This is a genomic window from Nonomuraea sp. NPDC049607 (genome assembly GCF_040675375.1).
Classification (GTDB): domain Bacteria; phylum Actinomycetota; class Actinomycetes; order Streptosporangiales; family Streptosporangiaceae; genus Nonomuraea.
Map to the genome: position 1 here is coordinate 81,608 of NZ_JBFAOV010000024.1, position 19,987 is coordinate 101,594.

Sequence of the window (19,987 nt, forward strand, 5' to 3'; positions counted from 1 at the left end):
CTGTCCGGTGAGAGCGGCCGCTCTGCTACCGGAAGGCACCGGATCGAGCCGGTGAGATCACCCGGCCGGCGGGGCCGTCGACTGCCGGACCTTGAGCTCGACGGGAAGCTCCCGATGAGGTCTGTCGATCTCGTCGCCGTTCAGGGCGCCGATCAGCATCGTCGCCGCCTGCCGTCCGATCTCGAACCGGTCGAGCGCGATCGTGGTCAGTGCCGGGCCGAGCAGGCGCGAGGTCGGGAGGTCGTCGTGACCGACGACGCTGAGGTCGTGGGGGATCCGGAGCCCGGTCTCGATCGCGGCCTCGTAGACGTAGTGCGCCAGCAGGTCGCTGTCGGTCATGACGGCGGTCGGACGATCGTCTCCGGACAGCGCGCGGACCACCCGCTCGACCGTCTCGTCGGCGGTGCCGCCGGAGATGACGCGGGACGTGAGCCCCTGGGCCTTCATCATCCGCCGGAACAGGGACACCCGTTCCGACGCCGACGACAGCCCGGGGTTGGTGAGCAGGGCGATCCGGCTGTGCCCGAGTTCGAGAAGATGGTCGACGGCCGACCGCACCGCCTGGGAGGCGTTGCCGCGGATGCTCATCGCACCCGACGACCTCGCGCTGCGCGCCGAGTTGACCAGCACCAACGGGCGATCGGACTCGTCCTGCCAGGTCGCCAGCACGGCCTTGCCGTCGATCGGCGCGATCGCCAGCCCGTCGAGCTGCCGGTTGGTCATGGCCCTGATCATGTTGGTCTCGCGTGCCTGGTCGAGGTCGGAGGTGCCGACCAGCACCTGGTAGCCCCGCTCCTCGGCGGCGCCGCTGAAGCCGTCGATCAGGCGCAGGTAGCCGGGGTTGCTCAGGTTCCGGCTGATCAAGCCGAGCATGTTGGAACGCTCGACCCGGAGTGCGCGCGCGGCGAAGTTCGGGCGGTAGCCCTGCTCCGCGGCGATCGCCCGCACGCGCGCCCGAAGCTCGTCGCTCACACCGGGGCGGCCGTTGAGGGCCATGCTGACCGCGGTCGGACTGATGCCGATGATCGCCGCCAGCCCCTTGAGGGTCGGACCGCTGGACATTCTCGGCATCAGACGCCCCGGCTCGCCATCGGCTCGCCGTCCGCGGCGTAGGAGTATCCGGCGTTGGGCCCTACCACGGCGTCTATTGTGCCACTTCGCTCGATGATCGGCAGCGTCGGCGAGGTGAGCGAATTGCCGCTGACGACGGTCGCCGCGATCTCCCCGCCGACCGCGGCGTCCAGGTGGACAGCGGGCCCGCCGGTGCAGCTCACCACGTTGCCGGTGATCGCGACGCCGGTCACCCGGCGGTCGCCGCCGGTCCTGATCCGGATCCCGGCGGCGGTGCCGGTGAAGGTGTTCGCAGTGATCGAGACGGCGCTGGTGTTCGTCAGGTTGACCGCCCAGCAGGACAGGTCGGTGGCGGTGTTGTTGGCGATCACGACCGAACCGTGCTGGAGACTCGGATGTCCCGTGTGACAGCCGACGAACGTCGGATAGCCGGAGCAGAAGTTGTCGATCACCCGGACGTGGCTGCTGTGGGTGTCGTCCTCGGCGCCCCAGGCTGTCAGCCCCGGTGCGGCCAGGTCGAGGCTGACCGCCTCCGTCTGGTACGCGTGCGGTTCGCGAGCGATCCCGGTGACGAAGCGGCATCCGGAGATGGTCACGTTGCAGGTCGAGTTCGTCTCGATGGCGTGCCACTCGGGCATGTTCCGGATCTCCAGGTCGCGAACCTGGACGTCCCTCGCGTGGTTGAACACCATGCCGAAGGACGGCCGGGGATTCTCGAAGCCGTTCACGTCCCAGACGCCGCCCTCGACCACGATGTTCCCGGGCCCGTCGTGCGCGCCGACGGTCCGGTCGCCGCCGTACGGCCCGTTGACCAACATCGTCTCGATCGGCCCGGTCCGCACGATGCGCGTCGCGGGTGTGAGCGTCAGACGGGTGCCGGCGTGCACCCGCAACGGCGCCTCGCGGAGCCGCCACTCGCCGGGCCCGACGATCACCCGCCCGCCGGCGGACCCGGCCACTTCGTCCAGCGCCTGCTGCAACTCGCGCTCGTCCCGCGCCCCGCTCTGACCAACGACCTCGACCACGGCTCGACCTGTCACGTACGCCTCCGCCTTGCCGAAACTGTTATTTACGGCTCGTCCCGCCGGTGTTACCGTGCCAACTGTAACGTTGAAGTTGAGCGTGGTCGAGACAGAGGATTGATGCCGTGACGTCCATTCAGGGGAGGGGCATGACGGACCGTGAGGCCGTCGCCGCCCGTCCCGGCGCGACGACCCTGATCCCTCCGGACCCGCGGTCGTCACCGCCCGCCGGACGGATGCGACGTCTCGCGCACGCACTGCGACAGCACAAGGTGATCTATCTTCTGCTGTTACCGGGAATGCTCTACTTCCTGGTGTTCCACTACCTTCCGCTGGGCGGCGTGTCGATCGCCTTCATGGACTACTCGCCGTTCCTGGGGCTGAGCGGCTCCACGTGGTCCGGGCTGGACAACTTCGCCAAGCTGTTCGACGATCCGGAGTTCGTCGGCACGGTACGCAACACTCTGATCATCTCGTTCCTGCAGATCGCGTTCGCGTTCCCCGCTCCGATCCTGCTGGCGCTGCTGCTCAACTCGCTGCTCAGCGAGCGGACGAAGCGCGTGGTGCAGGCCGTCGTGTACCTGCCGCACTTCCTGTCCTGGGTGATCGTGATCGCCGTCTGGCAGCAGGTGCTGGGCGGTGCGGGCGCCTTGGCCGACCTGTTCCAGCGGCTCGGCCTCGACGGCGTCAACGTGATGGCGAACGCCGAGACGTTCAAGATCCTGCTGACCTCGCAGGTGATCTGGAAGGACGTCGGATGGGGGACGATCATCTTCTTCGCCGCCATCGCCTCGATCCCTCCCCAGCTGTACGAGTCGGCCGCGGTGGACGGGGCCGGATCGCTGCGACGCACCTGGCACATCACCCTTCCGGGAATCCTGCCGGTGATGGTCCTGCTGCTCATCCTCAGGCTGGGCAACGTCCTGTCCGTCGGTTTCGAGCAGATCCTCCTGCAACAACCGTCCGTCGGGGCCGAGGCGGCGCAGGTGCTGGACACGTTCGTCTACTTCCGCGGCGTGCTCGGTGGCGACTGGGGCATCGGCGCCGCCGCCGGCCTGCTCAAGGGCGCCATCGGCACCCTGATGATCGTCGCCGCGAACCGCATCGCGCACCGCGCCGGCAGCGAAGGACTGTTCTGATGACGTCATCCCACCAGCCCGTCTGGGTCGAACGACCGAACCGGGTCGTGACGACGATCAAGGGGATCCTGATCGGCGCGATCCTGCTGGTCATGATCTACCCCTTGGCGTACGTGATCCTGAACTCGTTCGCCGGCCCGGAGGCCACGACGACCGCCGGGCTGATCCCGAGCGAGTGGAGCCTCTCGTCGTACAGCACGATCTTCAAGGGCGGGATCGTGCAGCGGTCGTTGATCGTCTCGATCCTGATCACGCTCGTCGGCACGGCGCTGTCGCTGGTCGTCACCTCGACCCTGGCCTACGCGCTCACCAAGACCCGGCAGGTCCCGGGGATCCGGCCGGCCCTCTACCTGGTCCTGCTGACGATGATCTTCAGCGCCGGCATCATCCCGAACTACCTGGTGGTGAAGGCGTTCGGGCTGCTCGACTCCTACTGGTCGCTGATCGTCCCCGTGCTGGCGTCCGCCTTCAACGTGGTGGTGATGCGGAACTTCTTCATGCAGTTGCCGCGGGAGCTGTTCGAGGCCGCGCGGATCGACGGCGCCGGGGAGCTGAGCATCTTCATCAAGATCGTGCTGCCGCTGTCCAAGGCGGTGCTGGCGGTGATCGGGCTGTTCTACGCGGTGTCGTACTGGAACTCGTTCTTCAACGCGCTGCTCTACCTCAACGACTCGTCGAAGTGGCCGATCCAGCTGGTGCTGAACTCGTACGTCCTCCAGGGGGCGTCGATGAGCTCGATGAACGGCGCCGAGATGTACAACCTGCCCTCCAGCCAGTCCGTGCAGATGGCGGTTCTGGTGACGGCCACGGTCCCGATCCTGATCGTCTACCCGTTCCTGCAGAAGTACTTCACCAAGGGCGTGCTGACCGGCGCCATCAAGGGCTGACCGCCCGCGCCGCCGCCACCCGTCACCACTTCGCGCCTCAGACCAACTTGGGAGTTTCCGCATGTCCTCACAGTCGAATTCGCCGCGTGCCGGCGGCGTCCCCATGAGCCGGCGGGCCGCGCTCGGCCTGGGGTTCGGCGCCGTCGCCGGGGTGGCCCTGACCGGCTGCGCGTCCGGTGGCGCGGGTCCGTCCGGCACGAGGAAGGCCGCGGTGCCGCCGCCGACGTACGTCGCGCCGCCGGTCTATCCGGGGGCCATCGTCCCGGAGGTGCCCGGTGTCCCGACGGCCTATGCCTCGATGCCGAAGAAGCTGACCAGGACCGTCGCCGCGGTGCCGGGCCGCGGCGGCGCCGTCCGGCATTTCCACCTGACCTGGGGGCCGCCGGCGACCCCGCTCGCCGAGAACCGGTGGTGGCAGGGGCTCAACGAACGTCTCGGCGTGGACTTCAAGGTGACGGAGGTGTCGGCGGGCAGTTACGACGCGAAGTTCGCCACCATGCTGGCCGGCGGCGACCTTCCCGAGGTCGTCCAGCTGACCTTCACCGCGGGCTGCATGAAGGCCGTCAAGCAGGGCGCGTTCGCCGATCTGAGCGAGACCCTGTCCGGCGACAAGGTGCTGGAGTACGCCAACCTGGCCAACGTCCGCACCGAGCAGTGGCAGGCGTGCACCATCAACGGCGGGTTGTGGGGCGTCCCGATCGACGTGCCCGTCGAGCTGCTGGAATTCCGGTACCGGAAGGACTGGGCGGAGAAGGTCGGCTTCTCCAAGCCGCCGGCAGACGCCGCCGAGACGGCCGAGCTCCTGGTCGCGATGACGAAGGGGAACCCGGAGAGCGGCAAGAAGACCTGGGGGCTGACGGCCTTCCCAGGGATGGCCCTCGACCTGGCCTACGGCATGTTCGGCGTACCCAACAACTGGCGGTACGAAGGCGGCGCGCTCACCCACGCCATCGAGACCCCGCAGTTCGAGGCGGCCATCGCCTGGCTGACCGCGCTGTGGAAGAAGGGCGGGATGCATCCCGACGCGCTGGCGCTGGGCGGCCAGACCGACCGCTACCGGGCCTTCGTCGTCCAGGGCCAGGTCGGCATGGCGGTGGACTCGGCGGCGAACTTCCACCGCCCGAACTCCCAGTACGGCGCGGTGGTCGCCAAGCTGGACGGCGCCTTCGCCGCGTTCGTCCCGCCGGGTCATGACGGGTCGAGCAAGGCCGTCTTCCGGAAGACCGCAGGGGTCTACGGCATCAACGCGATCTCGGCCGAGGTCGCCAAGGACAAGGAGCGGCTGGCCGAGATCCTCCGGCTGCTCAACTGGCGGCGCGGGCCCGTGGGCAGCGAGGAGTGGTACTACCAGGGCTGGGGGGCCGAGGGCGAGTACTTCACCCGCGGGGACGACGGGGATCCGGTCGCGGTCGAGGGCACCAACCTCGACGCGGACAAGGGGGCCATCGCCTACGGACTGACACCGCAGAGCTGGATCTTCCCGACCGCCAAGGAATGTGTGGAGACCAACTCCCAGATGGTCCGCCAGTCCGTCGCCAGCGCGGTCGAAGGGCTCCAGTCGGACACCCAGGACGCCCGCGGCGCCCAGCTCGACCAGCTCTTCGCCACCTACATCAACCAGATCGTGGTCGGCTCCCGGCCGCTGAGCGACATCAAGACCTACCGCCAGGCATGGCGCAGCCAGGGAGGCGACCAGATCCGCCGCGAGTTCCAGGAGCAGTTGAAGCGGCGTTGACAGCCACGTTCCCGACCCCGGAAAGGGAGACGACATGACAGTGAGTCGACGGGCCGCGCTCGCGGCCGGTGTACTGGGCGGCGCCGCGGTGATGGCGACGGGCGGCGCCTCGGCGGCCCAGGCCGCACCGAGCGGTCCCGGCCCGAATCCGCCGGTCGCGGGGGAGTCCGACAGCGTGCGCAGGTTACGGCAGCAGCTCAACCTCGCCGCCGTCGGAGACCGGAGCCTGGAACGTGACGCCGGCGGGCGTTGTGTGGTGGTCGCCCCGGCGGGCGTCCACGTGCTCAAGCGACCCCTGATGATCGGCGGCAACACCACGTTGCGGGCGGCGGGTGCCACCTTCACCTCCGACATCGCGGTCCAGCCGCAGACGTACCACAAGGACAAGAACCAGCACTCCCCGGAGCCGACCTACCCGGATTCGTTCGTCAGTGTCGGAGCGGTGAACTCCCGCGAGGCGACGTTGTTGCTCAACGCCGTCCCCGATGACTGCACCGGCTACCGGGCAGCCGGCAACATCCGGCTGGAGGGCGGCACATGGGACCCGACGGCGCACTTCGTGCGGAACGCGACCGGTGACGATCGTGCCCGGGCGACGGCCGCGCCGCCGATGAACGCGATCACCTTCGAGCACACGTACGACGTCGAGCTGTCCGGCGTCACCGTACGCAACGTCAAGTGGTGGCACGGAGTGGAGCTGAACGCCGTCCACACGGTGACCGTCAGCGAGTGCCGGTTCGAAGGCTGGGTCGAGGCGCCGACGGCCGGGCTGTGGCACGGTGAGGCGGTGCAACTCGACCTGCCGACCGACGGGACCACCTGGGGCGGGGTCGCCGACAACACCCCGACCACCAACGTCCGGATCATCGACAACTACTGCGGCGCGTCGCAGGAGTATCCGGGCTGGGGCAAACTCACCGGCTCCCACACCGGCGCTCCTGGTGCGGTGCACAGCGACGTGTGGATCGAGCGCAACCTGATCGAGAACGCGAAGTGGGACGCGATCGGACCGATGAACACCTCCCGGGTCGTCATCCGGGAGAACACGATCAGGTCGAGCTGGGGCGGCGTCTACGTGAAGTCGATCAGCCCGAATCCGAACGGAACGATCGACATCATGGGCAACGACATCACGCTGACCGAGGGGTCGACCCGTCCCGCCGTCGGCGTGAACGCCACCAACGCCGCCCTGCCGGTCGGCGATGTGGCGGTCTACGCGAACACGGTCCGGGGCGGCGGGTTCAGTTACAGCGCCAACGTCACCTTCAGGCGGGAGCCCCAACGGTGACGGCACATCCGGGTCGCCCGTCGTGCCCTTCGAAGGCCGCAGCGACGGCTTGACGATCCCCGCCCCAGGGGCCGGGCGGTGCGCGGCGTCCGCGTCCCGCCCGGCTTCCGTCGCCGTTCCTTCAGGGTGACGACGGTCCCGGTGAGACGGGCTTCCTCGGCCGCCCACGCGATCTCGTGGCTGTGCAGGCTCTCGCGGGGGTCGGAGAGGATGGGGGAGAAGGCGGTCATGGTGAACGAGGTGGTCGCGCCGCCGTCGAACTCCAGGCCGACCACCTGATGGTCGACCACGTCGTGACAGACGGCGAACAACACGCCCGCCCGTTCGGCGGCCGCGACGATCCTGCGGCAGTCCTCCAGCCGGATCGCCATCGGCTTCTCCAGCAGGATGTGGCAGCCGAGCTCGGCGAAGCGCACCGCCGGTTCCACATGGCCGGCGTCCAGCGTCGCGATCACCACCGCGTCCGCGAGCCGTGGCTGCTCGGCGAGCTCCCGCCAGTCGCCGAAGCCCACGGCGTCCGGGTGCTCGGCGAGCAGTCCTTCCCGGCGCCGTGGATCGGGCTCGGCCACGGCGGTGAGCCTGGCACGGCCGTCCGCCATCGCGTATCGCGTGTATCTCGTCCCTCGGTCGCCCGCACCGACCAAGGCCGGCCCAACCTGTCGCATGTCCCCCACTAACTCCAATTATGAGAAGACGCGACGTAAAGCTAGGGTTACCGCATCCCGACCGTCAAGGGGCCTTATGACAACTCTCGGTGTTACCGACGACACCGCCCTGCTGCGTCGTCTCAACACGCGCGCCACCCTGCCCGTCCTGCGCCAGGGCGGGCCGCAGACGCTGACCCAGCTCGCCCGCGCCGCCGGCCTGTCGCGGCAGACGGCTGAGGTGGCGTTGTCCGACCTGACCGAACGAAGGCTGGCGGAGGAGTGCTCGCCGACCGAGGGCTGGGAGGACTTGTCCGCCGTGCTCGCCGAGGCGGGACGGGATGCCGAGCTGGTCGTCGTGGGCGGCGGGTTCTCGCGCGCGGGGGAGTCGCTGCTCATGCGGGTACGGGCCCACCTGGCCGAGACGTGCCTGAACCCTCCCGAGGTCACGCTGTCCACGTTCGGCGAGGAGAGCATCGCGCTCGGCGCGGTACGCATGGCACTCGACCACGTCGAGCGGGAACGGCTCGGGCTGTGACCGGAGAAGGCGGCCTCCCGTGCCCTTAGAGGTTGTGCTCGCGGCCGTCTTCGCCCTGGTCACAGGCGTCAACGACGGCGGCGCCCTGCTGGCCCCCGGCCACAAGCTGCCCACGGTACGGCCCCGTACCGGCATCGCCGTGCTCGTCGCGATGAACGCGCTGGTCCCCCTGCTGACCCAGGAGGTGGCGCAGACCTTCACGCGACGCCTGGCCACGCCACAGGGCCCGCACGCCCGGCAGGCGGTGGCGGTAGCGGTGATCGCGGCGCTGGTCGTCGTCCTCACCCTCAGCCATTTCGGCAAGCCCACCAGCCTCACCCTGGCCATCGTCGGAGGGCTCACCGGGGCCGGGATCGGCTGGGGGATGCCCGTGGCGGCCGGGCCGGTGGTGCTCGTGCTGGCGGTGGGGCTGGCCGCGCCGTTCGCCGGGGCGCTGGCGGCGCCGCTGGTGGCGCGGCTGCTGGGCGCCGTGACCGCGAGCCGGGGGCTGGCACGCTGGCACTGGGCCGGGTTCGCCGTGCAGAGCCTCGCCTACGCCGCCAACGACGGCCAGAAGATGACGGCCGTGTTCGTCCTCGCACTGGGCGTCCCGGACGCGCCGCTCCCCGTCACGCTGACGACCGCGGCCCTGTTCGGCGTCGGAGCGCTGTACGGCCTGCCCAAGGCGGGCCGCACGCTGAGCATCGAGATCGTCCCGGTCCGCCCCCTGTACGGCGTGGCCGCGCAGGCCGGCTCCGGCCTCACCGTGATCGGCTGCGCCGCGGCCGGCCTGCCGGTGAGCATGACCCAGGCGGTGGCGGGCGGGTTGATCGGGTCGGCGATGGCGGAGGGCGGCGGCAGGGTGCGCTGGCACGCGGCCGTCAGGATCGTGCTGGCCTGGCTGCTGACGTTGCCGACGAGCGCCCTGCTGGCGGGGCTGGGGGCACTCGGGTGGGGGATGGTCGTGTGAGCCGGCTGAGCCGGGTGCGTGACCTGCTGGCCGGGCGCATGGACACCGCGCTGACGGAGGCCCTGGCCGGACAGCTGCGGGCGACCAAGGAGGGCGCCCGGCTCGCGCTGGCCATGGTGGCGGGCGAGATCGACAACACGGGCGCGCACGAACGCATGCGGACGATCGAGCACCTCGGCGACACCCAGCGGGCCCGGCTGGTGGTGGCGCTGGAGTCCGTCCTGATCACCCCGATCGACCGGGAGGACCTGTTCCGGCTCTCGCGCGCCATCGACGACGTGCTCGACGCGTTGCGCGATTTCGTCAGGGGAGCCCACCTGTACCGGCTCCCCGGGCAGGCCGGCTTCACCCCGCTGCTCGACCAGGTGATCGCGGGCATCGAGGCGCTGGACGAAGCGGTCCGCGCGCTGGCGTCGAAACCGTCGGCGGCCGTCGGGGACGCCCTGGCGGCCAAGAAGGCGGGCGGCGCGGTGCGCAGGATGTACCAGTACGAGATCGCCCGGATCTTCACCGGCGAGCTGACCGCGGACAAGATGAAGGAAGGAGAGCTCGCCCGCCGCCTTGAGATCGCGGGCACCGCCATCGCGGCCGCCGCCGACGCCGCGGCCGAGGGCGCGATGAAGCGCTGATGCGACCGTGAAGGTGCCGGAACCCGGTTCGGGTGCCGCCTTGTGCGGCGACGGCGAATGCGGTGGACTCAGTTGATCACGAGAAACCGCGGGGATGTGCCGGTGTCTCGGCCAGATCCGAGAAGGGGCAGGCAAGAATGAGGTTATCGCGGAGCGGTCAGAAGATGTCTGACATGTCGGGCCTGCGGAGCATCATGGAGGACGTCGCCACCTCCACCGCCTCGGGCGCGTCCGACTGGCTGAACCTGAGCATCGGCAACCCCGCCCAGATCAAAGAGGTCCTCGACGCCTGGAAGGACCTGACCGCGACGGTCGTGGCAGAGGACTACGCCTCGACGACCAGCCGGTACGGCCCCTCGCGCGGCATGCCCGCCATGGTCGACGAGATCGTCGCCCACTTCAACGCCCGCTACGGCTGGGGCATCACGGCGGACAACGTCGTGGTGGGACCGGGCAGCCAGATGCTCTTCTTCATCGCCACCGCCCTGTTCGCCGGCCAGGCCGCGGACGGCTCGCTCCAGCGTGTGGTCCTGCCCATGACCCCGGACTACGCGGGCTACCTCGGACTGTCCATGGACCCCGACGGCGTGACCGGCATCGCCCCCGAGGTCGAGCTGACCGGCGACAGGTCCTTCCGCTACGCCTTCGACTTCGACGCGGTGGAGCGGTGCCCCGAGGTCGGCATGCTCCTCCTGTCCAGCCCGAGCAACCCGACCGGCCGCAGCATCGACGGCGACGAGCTGGCCCGGCTGGTCGACGTGGCGCGGCGCCGTGATGTGCCGCTCATCGTCGACCACGCCTACGGCGCCCCCTTCCCCCGCGTCGCCGCCTCCCGGGTGGCGCCCCAGTGGGACGAACACCTGATCAACTGCTTCACCCTGTCCAAGGCGGGCCTGCCGGCCGAACGCATCGGGTTCGCGATCGGGCCGTCCCGGTACATCCGTGCGATGGTGTCGTTCATGGCCAACTCCGTCCTGCACGCTCCGCAGCTCGTGCAGCTGGTGGCGGCCAGGGCGATGTCCTCGGGGCTGCTGGACCGGCTCGCCACCTCGGCGATCAGCCCGTTCTACCGGGCCCGTCGCCTCTACGCCGAGCGCCTGCTGGCCGATCTCCTGCCGGACTCCGTCGCCTGGCGGCTGCACGAGGGAGAGGGCGGGATGTTCTGCTGGTTGTGGATCGATCACGACTGGTTCGACGACATGGCCCTGTACCAGCTCATGAAGACCAAGAAGGTCTTCGTCGTGCCCGGCCGCCACTTCTTCGGGAAGCCGATGCCGGCGTCGCACGCGACGCGGTGTTTCCGGATCAGTCTCACCCCGGAGGAACCCGTGATCGCCGAGGGCGTGGCGAGGATCGCGGAAGGACTGCTGGAACTTCGCCGGTCCTCCTGAGGCTCACGCCGTCCCGCCCTCGGCGGCGCCGGACGGGTCACGCGACCTTCTGGGAGATCCCGTCGGCCGCGGACCGTTCGACGGCGGCGAGGAGGCGGTGGTGGCGCAGGGCCGTCTCGAAACTGGGCTGCGGCTGCCGGCCTTCGGCGATGGCCCGGGCGACCTCCTGATAGAGGGCCGCGATGTTGGCCGGCGGGCCGGACCGGACGCCGGCCGGGACGGTGCGATAGCTGTCGGGCATGGTCAGGACGTCGTCGCCGATCCTGACGTCCCAGTCGCCCCAGTGGATGAACGTCCCGCGCTGGACCGGGGTGGCGGTCAGCGTCCCGTCGCTGCCGACGAGCTTGAGCAGGAACGCGTCCTGGATGGGACCGTGGCCGCCGTGCACGGCGACGGAGGCGGTGGCGCCGCTCGCCAGCAGCCCGTGCAGCAGCACGTGGCTGGGGGTGGCGTTGGGCACGGTCCGTTCCGTCCCGGTGACCAGGACGCGGTCGTGCGTGCGGGGCAGCCGGGCCGAGACCTCGACCATCGGGCCCACGACCCGTTCGAGGGTGGCCAGGAAGTGGCCGGCCATGATGGTCAGGATGTCGGTCCCCTCCGCGGGGTCGAGGCCGAAGACCAGTTCAGGCCGGATGCGGCTGCCGCCCCAGGGCGCGCCCTCCGCGACCAGCGCGACCGATTCGAGCGTGCCGATCCGGCCGTCGGCCAGGAGGTCGGCGGCGAAGCGGGCGCTCGGCGCGTGGTGCCCCTGGAGGACGACCGCGTGGACGACGCCCGCGGCGGTGGCCGCCTCGGTCAGCTCGCCCGCCTCGTCGGCGTCGACACCCAGCGGCCATTCGGACACGACGTGCTTGCCGGCGTCGAGCGCGGCCCTGATCACGGCGGCGTGCCCGGAGGCCTTCACCGAGACGACGACGAGGTCGACCTCGGGGTGCCTGGCGAGTTCGCCCGCGTCGGCGAAGGCGTGCCGCACGCCATGGGCGGCGGCGGCCCGGTCCGCGCTCGCCTGCTTGGTGGTCGCGACCGCGGTCACCTCGAACGCCTCAAGCGCGGCGAGCGCGGGCAGGTGCGAGCCGTCCGCCCAGCCACCGGCCCCGACAACTCCGACTCGGATCATGCGTCACTCCTTAGTTGTGTACCTAGCGGTATGAAACTAGGGCAGTGCGGAGCCGTCACGCAAGAGATAACGTACCGATAGGTATAAAACTTGGCAGAGAGCACGGAGGACCGCATGCCCGGGGGACGCCCACGCTCGTTCGACGCGGACGCCGCACTCGACCGCGCGCTGGAGGTGTTCTGGCGGCAGGGCTACGAGGGCACCTCGCTGACCGACCTGACCACCGCGATGGGCATCAACAAGCCCAGCCTCTATGCCGCCTTCGGCAACAAGGAGGAACTGTTCGGCAAGGTCCTCGCCCGCTACCTCGACGGCCCCGGTGCCTACACCGCCGCCGCGCTGGACGCGCCCACCGGCCGCGAGGTCGTCGAGCGGCTGATCCACGGAGCTGTGGCCCTGACCGCGGGCGAGGACACGCCCGAGGGCTGCCTCTGCGTCAAGAGTGTGCACGCCGGCGGCCCCGACTCGCACGCCGTACGCCAGGACGCCGTCGCGGTGCGCAAAGCCGGTGAGGCGGCGCTGCGCAGGCGGCTGGAGCAGGCCGACGACCTGCCCTCCCACTACGAGCCGGCCGCCCTGGCGGCACTCGTCCACACGATCTCCGACGGCATCGCCGTCCAGGCGGCGGCCGGTCGCGGTCGCGACGAGCTGCGGCAGGTCGCCGACCTGGCGTTGCGCGCCCTGCTGGACTGAGCCTGCTGGACCGAGGCCGCACTCCTGCCGCCTGATCGGCCCGCAGCGGGCGCTGACCGCGAGACGTGTCGAGAAATATGGAACTTCGCCCGCGTTCATGGCAATTACTCGTGTCATGTTCGAGGACATCCGAGAGGCGACAGATGCGACACGAGAGCCAGGCGGCTCCCCCCTCCTGGCCCCAAACCGCCGAGGGCCCGTCGCCCTGGCGCGAATCCGAGCGGTTCGCCGTCCTGTTCACCCGTCACGCCCCCGAGCTGAAGCGCTACGTCATGCGGCGGCTGGGCCCCGAGCCGGCCGACGACATCGTGGCCGAGACCTTCGCCGTGGCCCTGCAACACCTGGCGTCCTACGACGGCGGCAAGGGCAGCGAACGCGCCTGGCTCTACGGGATCGCCACCAACCTCGTCAGCCGGCACCGGCGCCGTGAGATCGGCCTGTACAAGGCGCTGAGCCGCACCGGCGTCGACGCCGTGATCGAGCCGTTCACGGACGAGGTGGACCGGCGGGTGAGCGCGGGCGGGGCGAGCGGGCGGCTGGCGAAGGCGCTGGCCGGGCTCTCCCGGGCGCACCGGGACACGTTGCTGCTGGTGATCTGGGGCGAGCTGACGTACGACGAGACCGCGGCGGCGCTCGACGTGCCCGTGGGGACCGTCCGGTCGCGGGTGAACAGGGCGAGGGCCAAACTGCGCCGGGTGCTGTCCGACATCGATCCGGAAGAGGGGTAGACCGTGGTGAACGAGATCGAGATGCTGCGCCGGATGCGCGACGAGGTTCCCGAGCGGCCCGACGTGTCGCAGGTCCGGCTCAGGATGGCCGCGCACCTGGAACGCGCCCCCGCACGACCGAAGCGACCGGCGTACCGGCTGAAGTTCGGGCTCGCGCTGGCCGCGGCGGGGGTGCTGGCGGCCGCGACCGCGGCGGTCCTCGTCCCGGCCGGCGGGGACGAGCCGCGGACGCGGCGGCCGGCCGTGCCGAGCGCGGCGATGGTGCTGGAACGGGCCGCGCTCATGGCGACCCGGAGCGCACCCGCCGAGATCAGCCCCGACCAGTGGTTCTATCTCAAGGAGTCGCAGCACATGGGGGCCGACCTGCCGACGTTCGAGACCTGGGACCGCATGGACGGGACCAGGTCGGCGCTGCGCCAGGAGGGCGGGGAGCTGAAGATCGGCCCGGCCGAGAAGGGATCGACGACCGTGCGGCGCACCCAACGGGAGGTGGCGGCCATGCCCGCGGATCCCGACGCGCTGCTGCGGTACGTCCGCGACGACGTCTCGGCGCGCATGCCGTTGTCGATCTGCGGGCCGGAGTGTCCGCCGGAGATCGCGCAGGACGTCAAGGCGTTCGGGACGATCGGGTGGTACATGAAGTTCGGGCCCGTGATCCCGCCGGACACGGCCGCGGCCATGTTCCGGGCGCTGGCGAAGATCCCGCACGTGTCCGTCGAGGAGAACGCCACGGACATGGACGGCCGTCCCGGCGTCGGCGTGGTCTTCGACGCGGGTCAGTTCGGCAAGCTCTCCTACGTGCTCAGTCCGGGCGACTACCGCTATCTGGGGGTGAAGGCCGTGAGCGACGGCCAGAGCGTGGGCATGTCGGTGCTCGGCTCGGGGATCGTGGACCGGCCGGGTGACACGCCCTGATGAGCGCCGGCGGCGGGCTTCACAACATCCCCAGCACGCGCTCCCATCGGGTCTGCAGCCAGCGCCGGTAGAAGACCCCTCTTCGAGCAGGCTGTTGACGACGAACACCACGACGATGGTGACCAAAAGCGTGACGGGGTCGACGCTCGCCGCGTAGTCGCTGGGCGGCTCGGCCGGCGGGCCCGCGTAGGTGAGCGCCAGCCAGAGGGCCACCGGCGCGACGGGGCCGTAGTGACGCCAGGCCGCGGGCCTCTCGTGGAGGAGGCCCCGAGCCGCGGAATCGCGCCGCGACAACCAGAACAGCAGCACGGGTACGGCGAGCAGAAGACCGGCCTTCAGCAGCGTGTGGGCCGGTTCGCCGCCGTCCGCCACCCGTGGCGCCACGGCGAAGGCCACGGCTGACACCAGGAGAACGACGGCTTGGACGCGAAGCCCACAGCCTGGCGGTGCGCCGAGGTCAGGGGTCGTCCTGGGCGGCAGCAGCCGGGCCGAGGCGGTCGGCAGAAGCGTCGCCAGGCGCGTCATCGGCCACCTCCGGGCGGATCTGCCGGGCATGCGGCGCGCCCAGCTCCTCCTCGAAGAGATGCTTCCGCTCGACGACGACCGCCGCGTCGAGGTGGACGTATGGCTGGCGTGCCTGATGCGCTCGCGTATGGACGAGTCGCCGGCGGAGCAACGCCGCGAGGGCTGGTCGGGCGAACGCCACCTCTGCCGCCTGGCGGTCGCCTCCCGTCACGGCCTGCCGCATCCCGAACGTATAGGGCAGGAGTTCGCCGACGCCGGCCCGGAAGGGCAGGCCATGCGACTTCACGTGTTCATGGACGGCCTGACGCTCCAGACGGCGGCCTGTCCGCACCACTTCACCCTCCAGGCCGTGCGCCGGATGGTCCACGACGAGCTGTGCCGCCTCGCCGAGGCGCCGTCGCGGTGACCGCGGGACGTCCGCCGATGGCTGGGCCGATCTCGCTACTCTGTGGTACTTTATACTGGTACTCGGTGCCACCGGGTACCGGGAAGAAGAGGATCCGCGATGGACGGCCTGACGGAGATGCTGAAGGGCACGCTTGAGGGCTGCGTGCTGGAGATCATCGGCAGCGAGGAGACCTATGGGTACGCGATCACGCGCCGCCTGAACGAACTCGGCTTCACCGACGTCGTCGAGGGGACCGTTTACACCATCCTGCTGCGCCTGGAGAAGAACAGGCTCGTGCAGGTGACGAAACGACCGTCCGGGGTGGGCCCGCCGCGCAAGTTCTACGCGCTCAACGAGGCGGGGCGCGAAGAACTCGCGACGTTCTGGGCGAAGTGGGAGTACATCACAACACGGATCGACAGCCTCAAGGAGGTCGGAAGATGAACTTCTGGGAGACCATCACGGGCAGCGATCTCACCAGGGAATGGAAGGCGTTCGAAGCCCGGGCCGGGGCGTTGCCGGCCGACCACCGGGCGGCGTGGGAGCAGATCAAGCAGCACCTCTACCCCCACGCGGACTTCACCGGCCGGAACCTGATGCCGATCCTCGACAGCGCTCTGGGGCTGCTCGAAGAGGCGGCGGCCGACGGGCGCGGCGCTCACGAGGTGCTGGGTGACGACATCGCGGGCTTCTGTGCGGCGCTGGCCGGCGGAGAAGGGGCCCGGAGCTATCGCGACCGCTGGCGCGAGCAGTTGAACAGGAACGTCGCAAGGAAACTGGGCCGGCTGGGAGGCTGACGTGGGCATCCAGGACATCATCGAAGGCAAGAAGCAGTGGCGGGCGCACCTGGCGCGGGTCAAGGCGCTCCCGCCGGACTACGAGATCGTCTACAAGGAGATTCAGAAGTACTTCTTCAAGGTCGGACCGGTCGACCTGCATGACGGGCCCCTGCTTCCGGGGATCGTCGACTTCTTCGAGGAGGGCGTCGCGGCCGGGAAGGGAGTGCTGGAACTCATCGGCACCGACGTCGCCGCCTTCTGCGACGACCTGATCAAGGACTCGCGCACCTACGCGGACGTCTATCAGGAGTCCATCACCGGGAAGCTCGGCAAGGCCCAGCAGTAGGGAAAAGGGCGGGAGGTGCGACCTCGTCCGGCCTGTCATGATTCAACGGACAGTGACCGTCAAGGCTGCCTATATTCAGGGAACAGCATCCCCCTGTTGGAGGCCTAGGTGTCCGATGTGCTCGCCAAGGATCTCAGCCGCCGAGTCGTGACGAGAATCGCCCCTTCCGAACTGCCGCTGTTCGACCAGACCTGGGCCGCGCTCGGAGGCAGGAACAGGCCGAGGTCTCGCCGGGATCCGCTCGGGTTCGGGTTGCCAGGGGTGGACGAGCTGCTGGTGACGGCCATCGTCTCCGGCGTCGTGACCACCGTGCTCGCGGACGTGGGCAAGGACGTCGGCTCGTGGACGGGCCGGCTGATCGGCCGGTTGCGCCGTCGTCCGCGGGAGCTGCCCGAGGGCCCGCCGCCGTTGCCGCCGGCCCGGCTGGCGGAGATCCGGACGGTCGCCTACCGCAAGGCCCGCCGGATGGGCATGTCGCAGGCGCAGGCCGACGCGCTGGCCGACGCGGTGGTGAGCGAGCTCGCCCGCAATCCGTCATGAGAGGCCGTCTCCCGTCGGCCACCACGTCCGCGTTCGTCCTGCTGATCAGCCTGACCTTCGCGACGACCGCGATCTACCGGCCAGGGGTGTTCGACCTGCTGTCGGTGCAGGGGGCGGAGGTCGCGGCGAAGGTCAGGGAGGCGTGTCAGCTGGCGGCGCTGAAGGGCCTGGACGACCCCGCGTGCGAGGTGGTGAGGCGTGGGGCCCGCCAGGATCTCCGGCTCGGCGTGCTGCTGTGTTTCGCGACGCTCGTCCTGCTCACCGGGCTTCAGTACTGGTTCGGCCCGGCCTGGCGGATCCGCCGCAGGCGGCTGCGTCCGGTCGTCGGCGAGGTCCACGACGAGCTGCGGCGGATGGCCGGGGAGGTGCTCGGCGGCCGCCGGGTCGTCTTCCTGCTCGACGTGCTCAACCCCGGGGTGGCCGGGCTGGCGTTCGGTCGCATCGGACGCAGGTATGTCGTGATCAGCCGGGGCACCTGGATGTTGTTCGAGCGCGACCGGCCGCTGTTCCGGGCGGTGGTGCTGCACGAGCTGGCGCACGTGCGCAACCGGGATCTGACGATCACGGCGGTGACGCTGGCGATGTGGCGGTCGTACGCCGCGGTGATCCTTGTGCCTGGCCTGCTGGCCGCCGTGAACGGGATGTTGTCGGGGCGGGCGCCGTTCCTGCGGTCCGAGCAGATGCCGTTCGGCTCGAACGTGATGTTGTCGTGGTTGTTCGCCGTCCAGATCACCGGTCTGGCGGTGCTGTCGTGGCTGACCCGTTCGGTGGTGCTGCAGTCGCGTGAGCTGCTGGCCGACGCCCGCGTGTTGTCCTGGCAGGAGGACGCCACGCCGCTGCGCCGCCTGTTCGAGCAGGCGCCGGCCGCGCGCCGCCGGCCGGTGTCGCTGCGGGTGCGCACCCACCCGCATCTCGCCGTACGCCGGGCCGCGCTGGACGGGCAGGCGCCGCTGGTCCGCCAGGGCTTCGTCTTCCCGATGGCCCTGGGCGGCTGTTTCTCCCTGACCATGGATCCCGCCACGTCGCTGACCGCGCAGGGACGCACCAATACGTTGCCGTGGCCGGCGGAGGCGTTCGCCCTGCTGCTGGCCGTCGCCCTGGGGCTGCGAGCGTTGCGGGCCGTGGGGGCGCCCGGCGACGCCGTGCACGTGCCGCTGGGCCTGGCCGCGGGGCTGGCGGGCGGCTGGGTGCTGGCGCCGAGCAGGCTGACGGACCACGCGCTGGCTCCGTTCCCCGTGTCGGTGCAGCTCGGCGGGCTGGTGGTGCTCGCGGTGGCGGGCCTGCTGCTGGGGTTGTGGGTGCGGTGGGTGGCGAGGGTGTGGGCGCCGCGGGTGCGCGGCCTGTGGTCGGCGCTGGCGCCGTTGTCGCTGATCGCGGCGGTCGTGACGCTGAGCGCTCGGATGTTCTACGACGTCCAGACGCAGATCATCGTCGCCCACGTCCAGAAATATCCCGCCGTATCGGAACCGCTGGCCCAGGTTCTGATCACGGCGCAGATCATGCTGGACTCCCGGCTGTCGGGGGGCGTCCTGCTGCTGGTCGCCATCGTCCTGCTCATGCTGGCCCCGATGGCGGTGCGGCTGGCCGCCCTCGGCGAACGCCGGCCGCCGGCGCCGCGCCGCAAGGGCCGCCTCGCCTTGGCCCTGGCCTGCGGAGCAGCCGCGGCGGTGATCACGGCGGTCGTGTCGAGCACGGTGAACGGCTACATCTTCCAGCGCTCCGGCGCCACCGTGTCGGGCCTCATCGCCGCCGGCGCCGCTTCCGGCGCCGCCCTGGCGGCCGCCGTGGCCGGTTGGTCCAGGACGTCGCCGGTCGCGAAGGGCATGGTGACCGGACTGGCCGCCGCGGTGCTCTACGCCCTCGTGCTGGAGCTGGTGGTGCTCCCCCTACGGGCGGCGCTGCCATGGATGCTGCACATGATCATCCTGGAACGCGTGCTGGAGGCGGCGCTGATCGCCGGTCTGACCACGGCCCTGCTGTCCCGGCTGCTGCCCGTCCAGGTGGCTCCCGTCGCCGAACCCGTACGAGGCTGAGGTCGGGGCTGTTCAGGCGACGACGGGTTCGCCGCTCAGCGCGACCCCGGCCCGGCGCAGCTCGTCCAGTGCGGTGCGCGTGGTGTCGGCGGCGACGCCGGCGGTGTAGTCGAGCAGGACCTGCACGGTGAAGCCCGCGCGAGCCCCGTCCAGCGCGGTGGCCTTCACGCAGTGGTCGGTCGCGATGCCGACGACGTCGAGGTCGACGACGTCACGGGCCTTCAGCCAGGCCGACAGCGTCGTGCCGTCCTGGGTCGAGCCCTCGAAACCGCTCTTGGAGGCGGAGTGGGCGCCCTTGAAGAAGACCTCGTCGACGTACCCGGACTCGACGGCGGGCGCGAACTCCGGGTGGAACTCGCCTCCCTCGCTGCCGACGACGCAGTGCACGGGGAAGGAGTCCTGGAAGTCGGGGTCGTCGGAGAAGTGGGCGCCCGGATCGATGTGGTGGTCACGGGTCGCGATGACGAAGGCGTACTGCCCGTCGGCGCTCCGGAGCAGCTCGGCGATGGCGGCGGCTCGATCGGCGCCGCCCTTCACCGGAACGCTGCCGCCCTCGCAGAAGTCCTTCTGCACGTCGACGATGATCAGTGCACGACTCATGGAAATCCCCTCTCCCCGACTGTCGCAATG

Annotated in this window: 22 protein-coding genes; 17 read left to right on the plus strand and 5 right to left on the minus strand. The window is 70.4% G+C overall.

The window, feature by feature from the left end; all coding sequences use genetic code 11:
• Window positions 1-57: 57 nt before the first annotated feature.
• Both AB0J97_RS35600 and AB0J97_RS35605 read right to left on the minus strand, forming a co-directional pair.
• Window positions 58-1,062, minus strand: a complete 1,005-nt coding sequence (locus AB0J97_RS35600) for a LacI family DNA-binding transcriptional regulator (protein WP_364097141.1) — start codon at window positions 1,060-1,062, stop codon at window positions 58-60.
• 8 nt (window positions 1,063-1,070) lie between these two features.
• Window positions 1,071-2,111 carry a hypothetical protein gene (locus AB0J97_RS35605; RefSeq protein WP_364097144.1) on the minus strand — a complete coding sequence of 347 codons (1,041 nt, stop codon included), beginning with the start codon at window positions 2,109-2,111 and terminating at the stop codon, window positions 1,071-1,073.
• A gap of 131 nt (window positions 2,112-2,242) precedes the next feature.
• Here AB0J97_RS35605 and AB0J97_RS35610 point away from each other — a divergent pair, with 131 nt between their 5' ends.
• The 4 genes from AB0J97_RS35610 (at window position 2,243) to AB0J97_RS35625 (ending at window position 7,142) form a co-directional block, all read left to right on the plus strand.
• The gene (locus AB0J97_RS35610) at window positions 2,243-3,232 is read left to right on the plus strand and encodes an ABC transporter permease subunit (protein ID WP_357707284.1); all 990 of its coding nucleotides are present in this window, start codon (window positions 2,243-2,245) and stop codon (window positions 3,230-3,232) included.
• Complete coding sequence (locus AB0J97_RS35615; RefSeq protein ID WP_364097147.1) at window positions 3,232-4,119, plus strand: carbohydrate ABC transporter permease; 888 nt, start codon at window positions 3,232-3,234, stop codon at window positions 4,117-4,119. Before AB0J97_RS35610 ends, AB0J97_RS35615 begins: the two co-directional genes overlap by 1 nt.
• Window positions 4,120-4,180: 61 nt before the next feature.
• The gene (locus tag AB0J97_RS35620; protein WP_364097150.1) at window positions 4,181-5,854 is read left to right on the plus strand and encodes an extracellular solute-binding protein; all 1,674 of its coding nucleotides are present in this window, start codon (window positions 4,181-4,183) and stop codon (window positions 5,852-5,854) included.
• A gap of 34 nt (window positions 5,855-5,888) precedes the next feature.
• On the plus strand, window positions 5,889-7,142 hold the full coding sequence (locus tag AB0J97_RS35625) for a hypothetical protein (RefSeq protein ID WP_364097153.1): 1,254 nt from the start codon (window positions 5,889-5,891) through the stop codon (window positions 7,140-7,142).
• Here AB0J97_RS35625 and AB0J97_RS35630 read toward each other — a convergent pair.
• Entirely contained in the window at window positions 7,100-7,807 is a 708-nt protein-coding gene (locus AB0J97_RS35630; protein WP_364097156.1) for a Gfo/Idh/MocA family oxidoreductase, read from the minus strand. The two genes, AB0J97_RS35625 and AB0J97_RS35630, sit on opposite strands and share 43 nt — an antisense overlap.
• 76 nt (window positions 7,808-7,883) lie before the next feature.
• Here AB0J97_RS35630 and AB0J97_RS35635 point away from each other — a divergent pair, with 76 nt between their 5' ends.
• The 4 genes from AB0J97_RS35635 (at window position 7,884) to AB0J97_RS35650 (ending at window position 11,293) form a co-directional block, all read left to right on the plus strand.
• Window positions 7,884-8,324 (plus strand): hypothetical protein, encoded by a 441-nt coding sequence (locus AB0J97_RS35635; protein WP_364097159.1) that lies wholly within the window; start codon window positions 7,884-7,886, stop codon window positions 8,322-8,324.
• Between the two features lie 19 nt (window positions 8,325-8,343).
• Entirely contained in the window at window positions 8,344-9,273 is a 930-nt protein-coding gene (locus AB0J97_RS35640) for an inorganic phosphate transporter (protein ID WP_364097162.1), read from the plus strand.
• Entirely contained in the window at window positions 9,270-9,902 is a 633-nt protein-coding gene (locus AB0J97_RS35645; protein ID WP_364097165.1) for a DUF47 family protein, read from the plus strand. The genes AB0J97_RS35640 and AB0J97_RS35645 overlap by 4 nt, the downstream gene beginning before the upstream one ends.
• 137 nt (window positions 9,903-10,039) lie before the next feature.
• Window positions 10,040-11,293 carry a valine--pyruvate transaminase gene (locus AB0J97_RS35650; RefSeq protein WP_357707291.1) on the plus strand — a complete coding sequence of 418 codons (1,254 nt, stop codon included), beginning with the start codon at window positions 10,040-10,042 and terminating at the stop codon, window positions 11,291-11,293.
• Between the two features lie 37 nt (window positions 11,294-11,330).
• On the opposite strand, the gene AB0J97_RS35655 is transcribed toward AB0J97_RS35650, so the two are convergent.
• Entirely contained in the window at window positions 11,331-12,410 is a 1,080-nt protein-coding gene (locus AB0J97_RS35655; protein WP_364097169.1) for a Gfo/Idh/MocA family oxidoreductase, read from the minus strand.
• A gap of 90 nt (window positions 12,411-12,500) precedes the next feature.
• Between AB0J97_RS35655 and AB0J97_RS35660 the strand changes: the two genes are divergently transcribed.
• The 9 genes from AB0J97_RS35660 to AB0J97_RS35700 all read left to right on the plus strand — a co-directional run bounded on the left by AB0J97_RS35660 (window position 12,501) and on the right by AB0J97_RS35700 (window position 19,357).
• A complete protein-coding gene (locus AB0J97_RS35660; RefSeq protein WP_364097172.1) occupies window positions 12,501-13,103 on the plus strand; it encodes a TetR/AcrR family transcriptional regulator in 603 nt (200 codons plus the stop codon).
• Between the two features lie 143 nt (window positions 13,104-13,246).
• On the plus strand, window positions 13,247-13,831 hold the full coding sequence (locus tag AB0J97_RS35665; protein ID WP_364097175.1) for an RNA polymerase sigma factor: 585 nt from the start codon (window positions 13,247-13,249) through the stop codon (window positions 13,829-13,831).
• 3 nt (window positions 13,832-13,834) lie between these two features.
• Window positions 13,835-14,746: a CU044_5270 family protein gene (locus AB0J97_RS35670; RefSeq protein ID WP_364097178.1), complete on the plus strand. Its 912-nt coding sequence runs from the start codon at window positions 13,835-13,837 to the stop codon at window positions 14,744-14,746.
• A gap of 553 nt (window positions 14,747-15,299) precedes the next feature.
• Window positions 15,300-15,677: a TetR family transcriptional regulator C-terminal domain-containing protein gene (locus AB0J97_RS35675; protein ID WP_364097181.1), complete on the plus strand. Its 378-nt coding sequence runs from the start codon at window positions 15,300-15,302 to the stop codon at window positions 15,675-15,677.
• Between the two features lie 99 nt (window positions 15,678-15,776).
• Entirely contained in the window at window positions 15,777-16,103 is a 327-nt protein-coding gene (locus AB0J97_RS35680) for a PadR family transcriptional regulator (RefSeq protein ID WP_364097184.1), read from the plus strand.
• Window positions 16,100-16,456 (plus strand): DUF1048 domain-containing protein, encoded by a 357-nt coding sequence (locus AB0J97_RS35685; protein WP_364097187.1) that lies wholly within the window; start codon window positions 16,100-16,102, stop codon window positions 16,454-16,456. Before AB0J97_RS35680 ends, AB0J97_RS35685 begins: the two co-directional genes overlap by 4 nt.
• Window position 16,457: 1 nt before the next feature.
• Window positions 16,458-16,784, plus strand: coding sequence for a DUF1048 domain-containing protein (locus AB0J97_RS35690; protein ID WP_357707300.1), 327 nt, complete (start codon window positions 16,458-16,460; stop codon window positions 16,782-16,784).
• Between the two features lie 108 nt (window positions 16,785-16,892).
• Entirely contained in the window at window positions 16,893-17,324 is a 432-nt protein-coding gene (locus tag AB0J97_RS35695; RefSeq protein ID WP_357707302.1) for a hypothetical protein, read from the plus strand.
• On the plus strand, window positions 17,321-19,357 hold the full coding sequence (locus AB0J97_RS35700) for a M48 family metalloprotease (protein ID WP_364097191.1): 2,037 nt from the start codon (window positions 17,321-17,323) through the stop codon (window positions 19,355-19,357). Before AB0J97_RS35695 ends, AB0J97_RS35700 begins: the two co-directional genes overlap by 4 nt.
• Before the next feature lie 12 nt (window positions 19,358-19,369).
• Here AB0J97_RS35700 and AB0J97_RS35705 read toward each other — a convergent pair whose 3' ends face one another.
• Window positions 19,370-19,957 (minus strand): isochorismatase family protein, encoded by a 588-nt coding sequence (locus AB0J97_RS35705; protein ID WP_364097194.1) that lies wholly within the window; start codon window positions 19,955-19,957, stop codon window positions 19,370-19,372.
• Between the last annotated feature and the right edge of the window lie 30 nt (window positions 19,958-19,987).

Bases quoted from the DNA above. Each gene is read 5' to 3' on its own strand.
- AB0J97_RS35655 (WP_364097169.1), bottom strand. From the start codon at position 12,410: ATGATCCGAGTCGGAGTTGTCGGGGCCGGTGGCTGGGCGGACGGCTCG.
- AB0J97_RS35685 (WP_364097187.1), top strand. From the start codon at position 16,100: ATGAACTTCTGGGAGACCATCACGGGCAGCGATCTCACCAGGGAATGG.
- AB0J97_RS35635 (WP_364097159.1), top strand. From the start codon at position 7,884: ATGACAACTCTCGGTGTTACCGACGACACCGCCCTGCTGCGTCGTCTC.
- AB0J97_RS35705 (WP_364097194.1), bottom strand. From the start codon at position 19,957: ATGAGTCGTGCACTGATCATCGTCGACGTGCAGAAGGACTTCTGCGAG.
- AB0J97_RS35625 (WP_364097153.1), top strand. From the start codon at position 5,889: ATGACAGTGAGTCGACGGGCCGCGCTCGCGGCCGGTGTACTGGGCGGC.
- AB0J97_RS35650 (WP_357707291.1), top strand. From the start codon at position 10,040: ATGAGGTTATCGCGGAGCGGTCAGAAGATGTCTGACATGTCGGGCCTG.
- AB0J97_RS35700 (WP_364097191.1), top strand. From the start codon at position 17,321: ATGAGAGGCCGTCTCCCGTCGGCCACCACGTCCGCGTTCGTCCTGCTG.
- AB0J97_RS35610 (WP_357707284.1), top strand. From the start codon at position 2,243: ATGACGGACCGTGAGGCCGTCGCCGCCCGTCCCGGCGCGACGACCCTG.
- AB0J97_RS35665 (WP_364097175.1), top strand. From the start codon at position 13,247: ATGCGACACGAGAGCCAGGCGGCTCCCCCCTCCTGGCCCCAAACCGCC.
- AB0J97_RS35680 (WP_364097184.1), top strand. From the start codon at position 15,777: ATGGACGGCCTGACGGAGATGCTGAAGGGCACGCTTGAGGGCTGCGTG.
- AB0J97_RS35620 (WP_364097150.1), top strand. From the start codon at position 4,181: ATGTCCTCACAGTCGAATTCGCCGCGTGCCGGCGGCGTCCCCATGAGC.
- AB0J97_RS35615 (WP_364097147.1), top strand. From the start codon at position 3,232: ATGACGTCATCCCACCAGCCCGTCTGGGTCGAACGACCGAACCGGGTC.
- AB0J97_RS35600 (WP_364097141.1), bottom strand. From the start codon at position 1,062: ATGTCCAGCGGTCCGACCCTCAAGGGGCTGGCGGCGATCATCGGCATC.
- AB0J97_RS35675 (WP_364097181.1), top strand. From the start codon at position 15,300: ATGCGGCGCGCCCAGCTCCTCCTCGAAGAGATGCTTCCGCTCGACGAC.
- AB0J97_RS35630 (WP_364097156.1), bottom strand. From the start codon at position 7,807: ATGCGACAGGTTGGGCCGGCCTTGGTCGGTGCGGGCGACCGAGGGACG.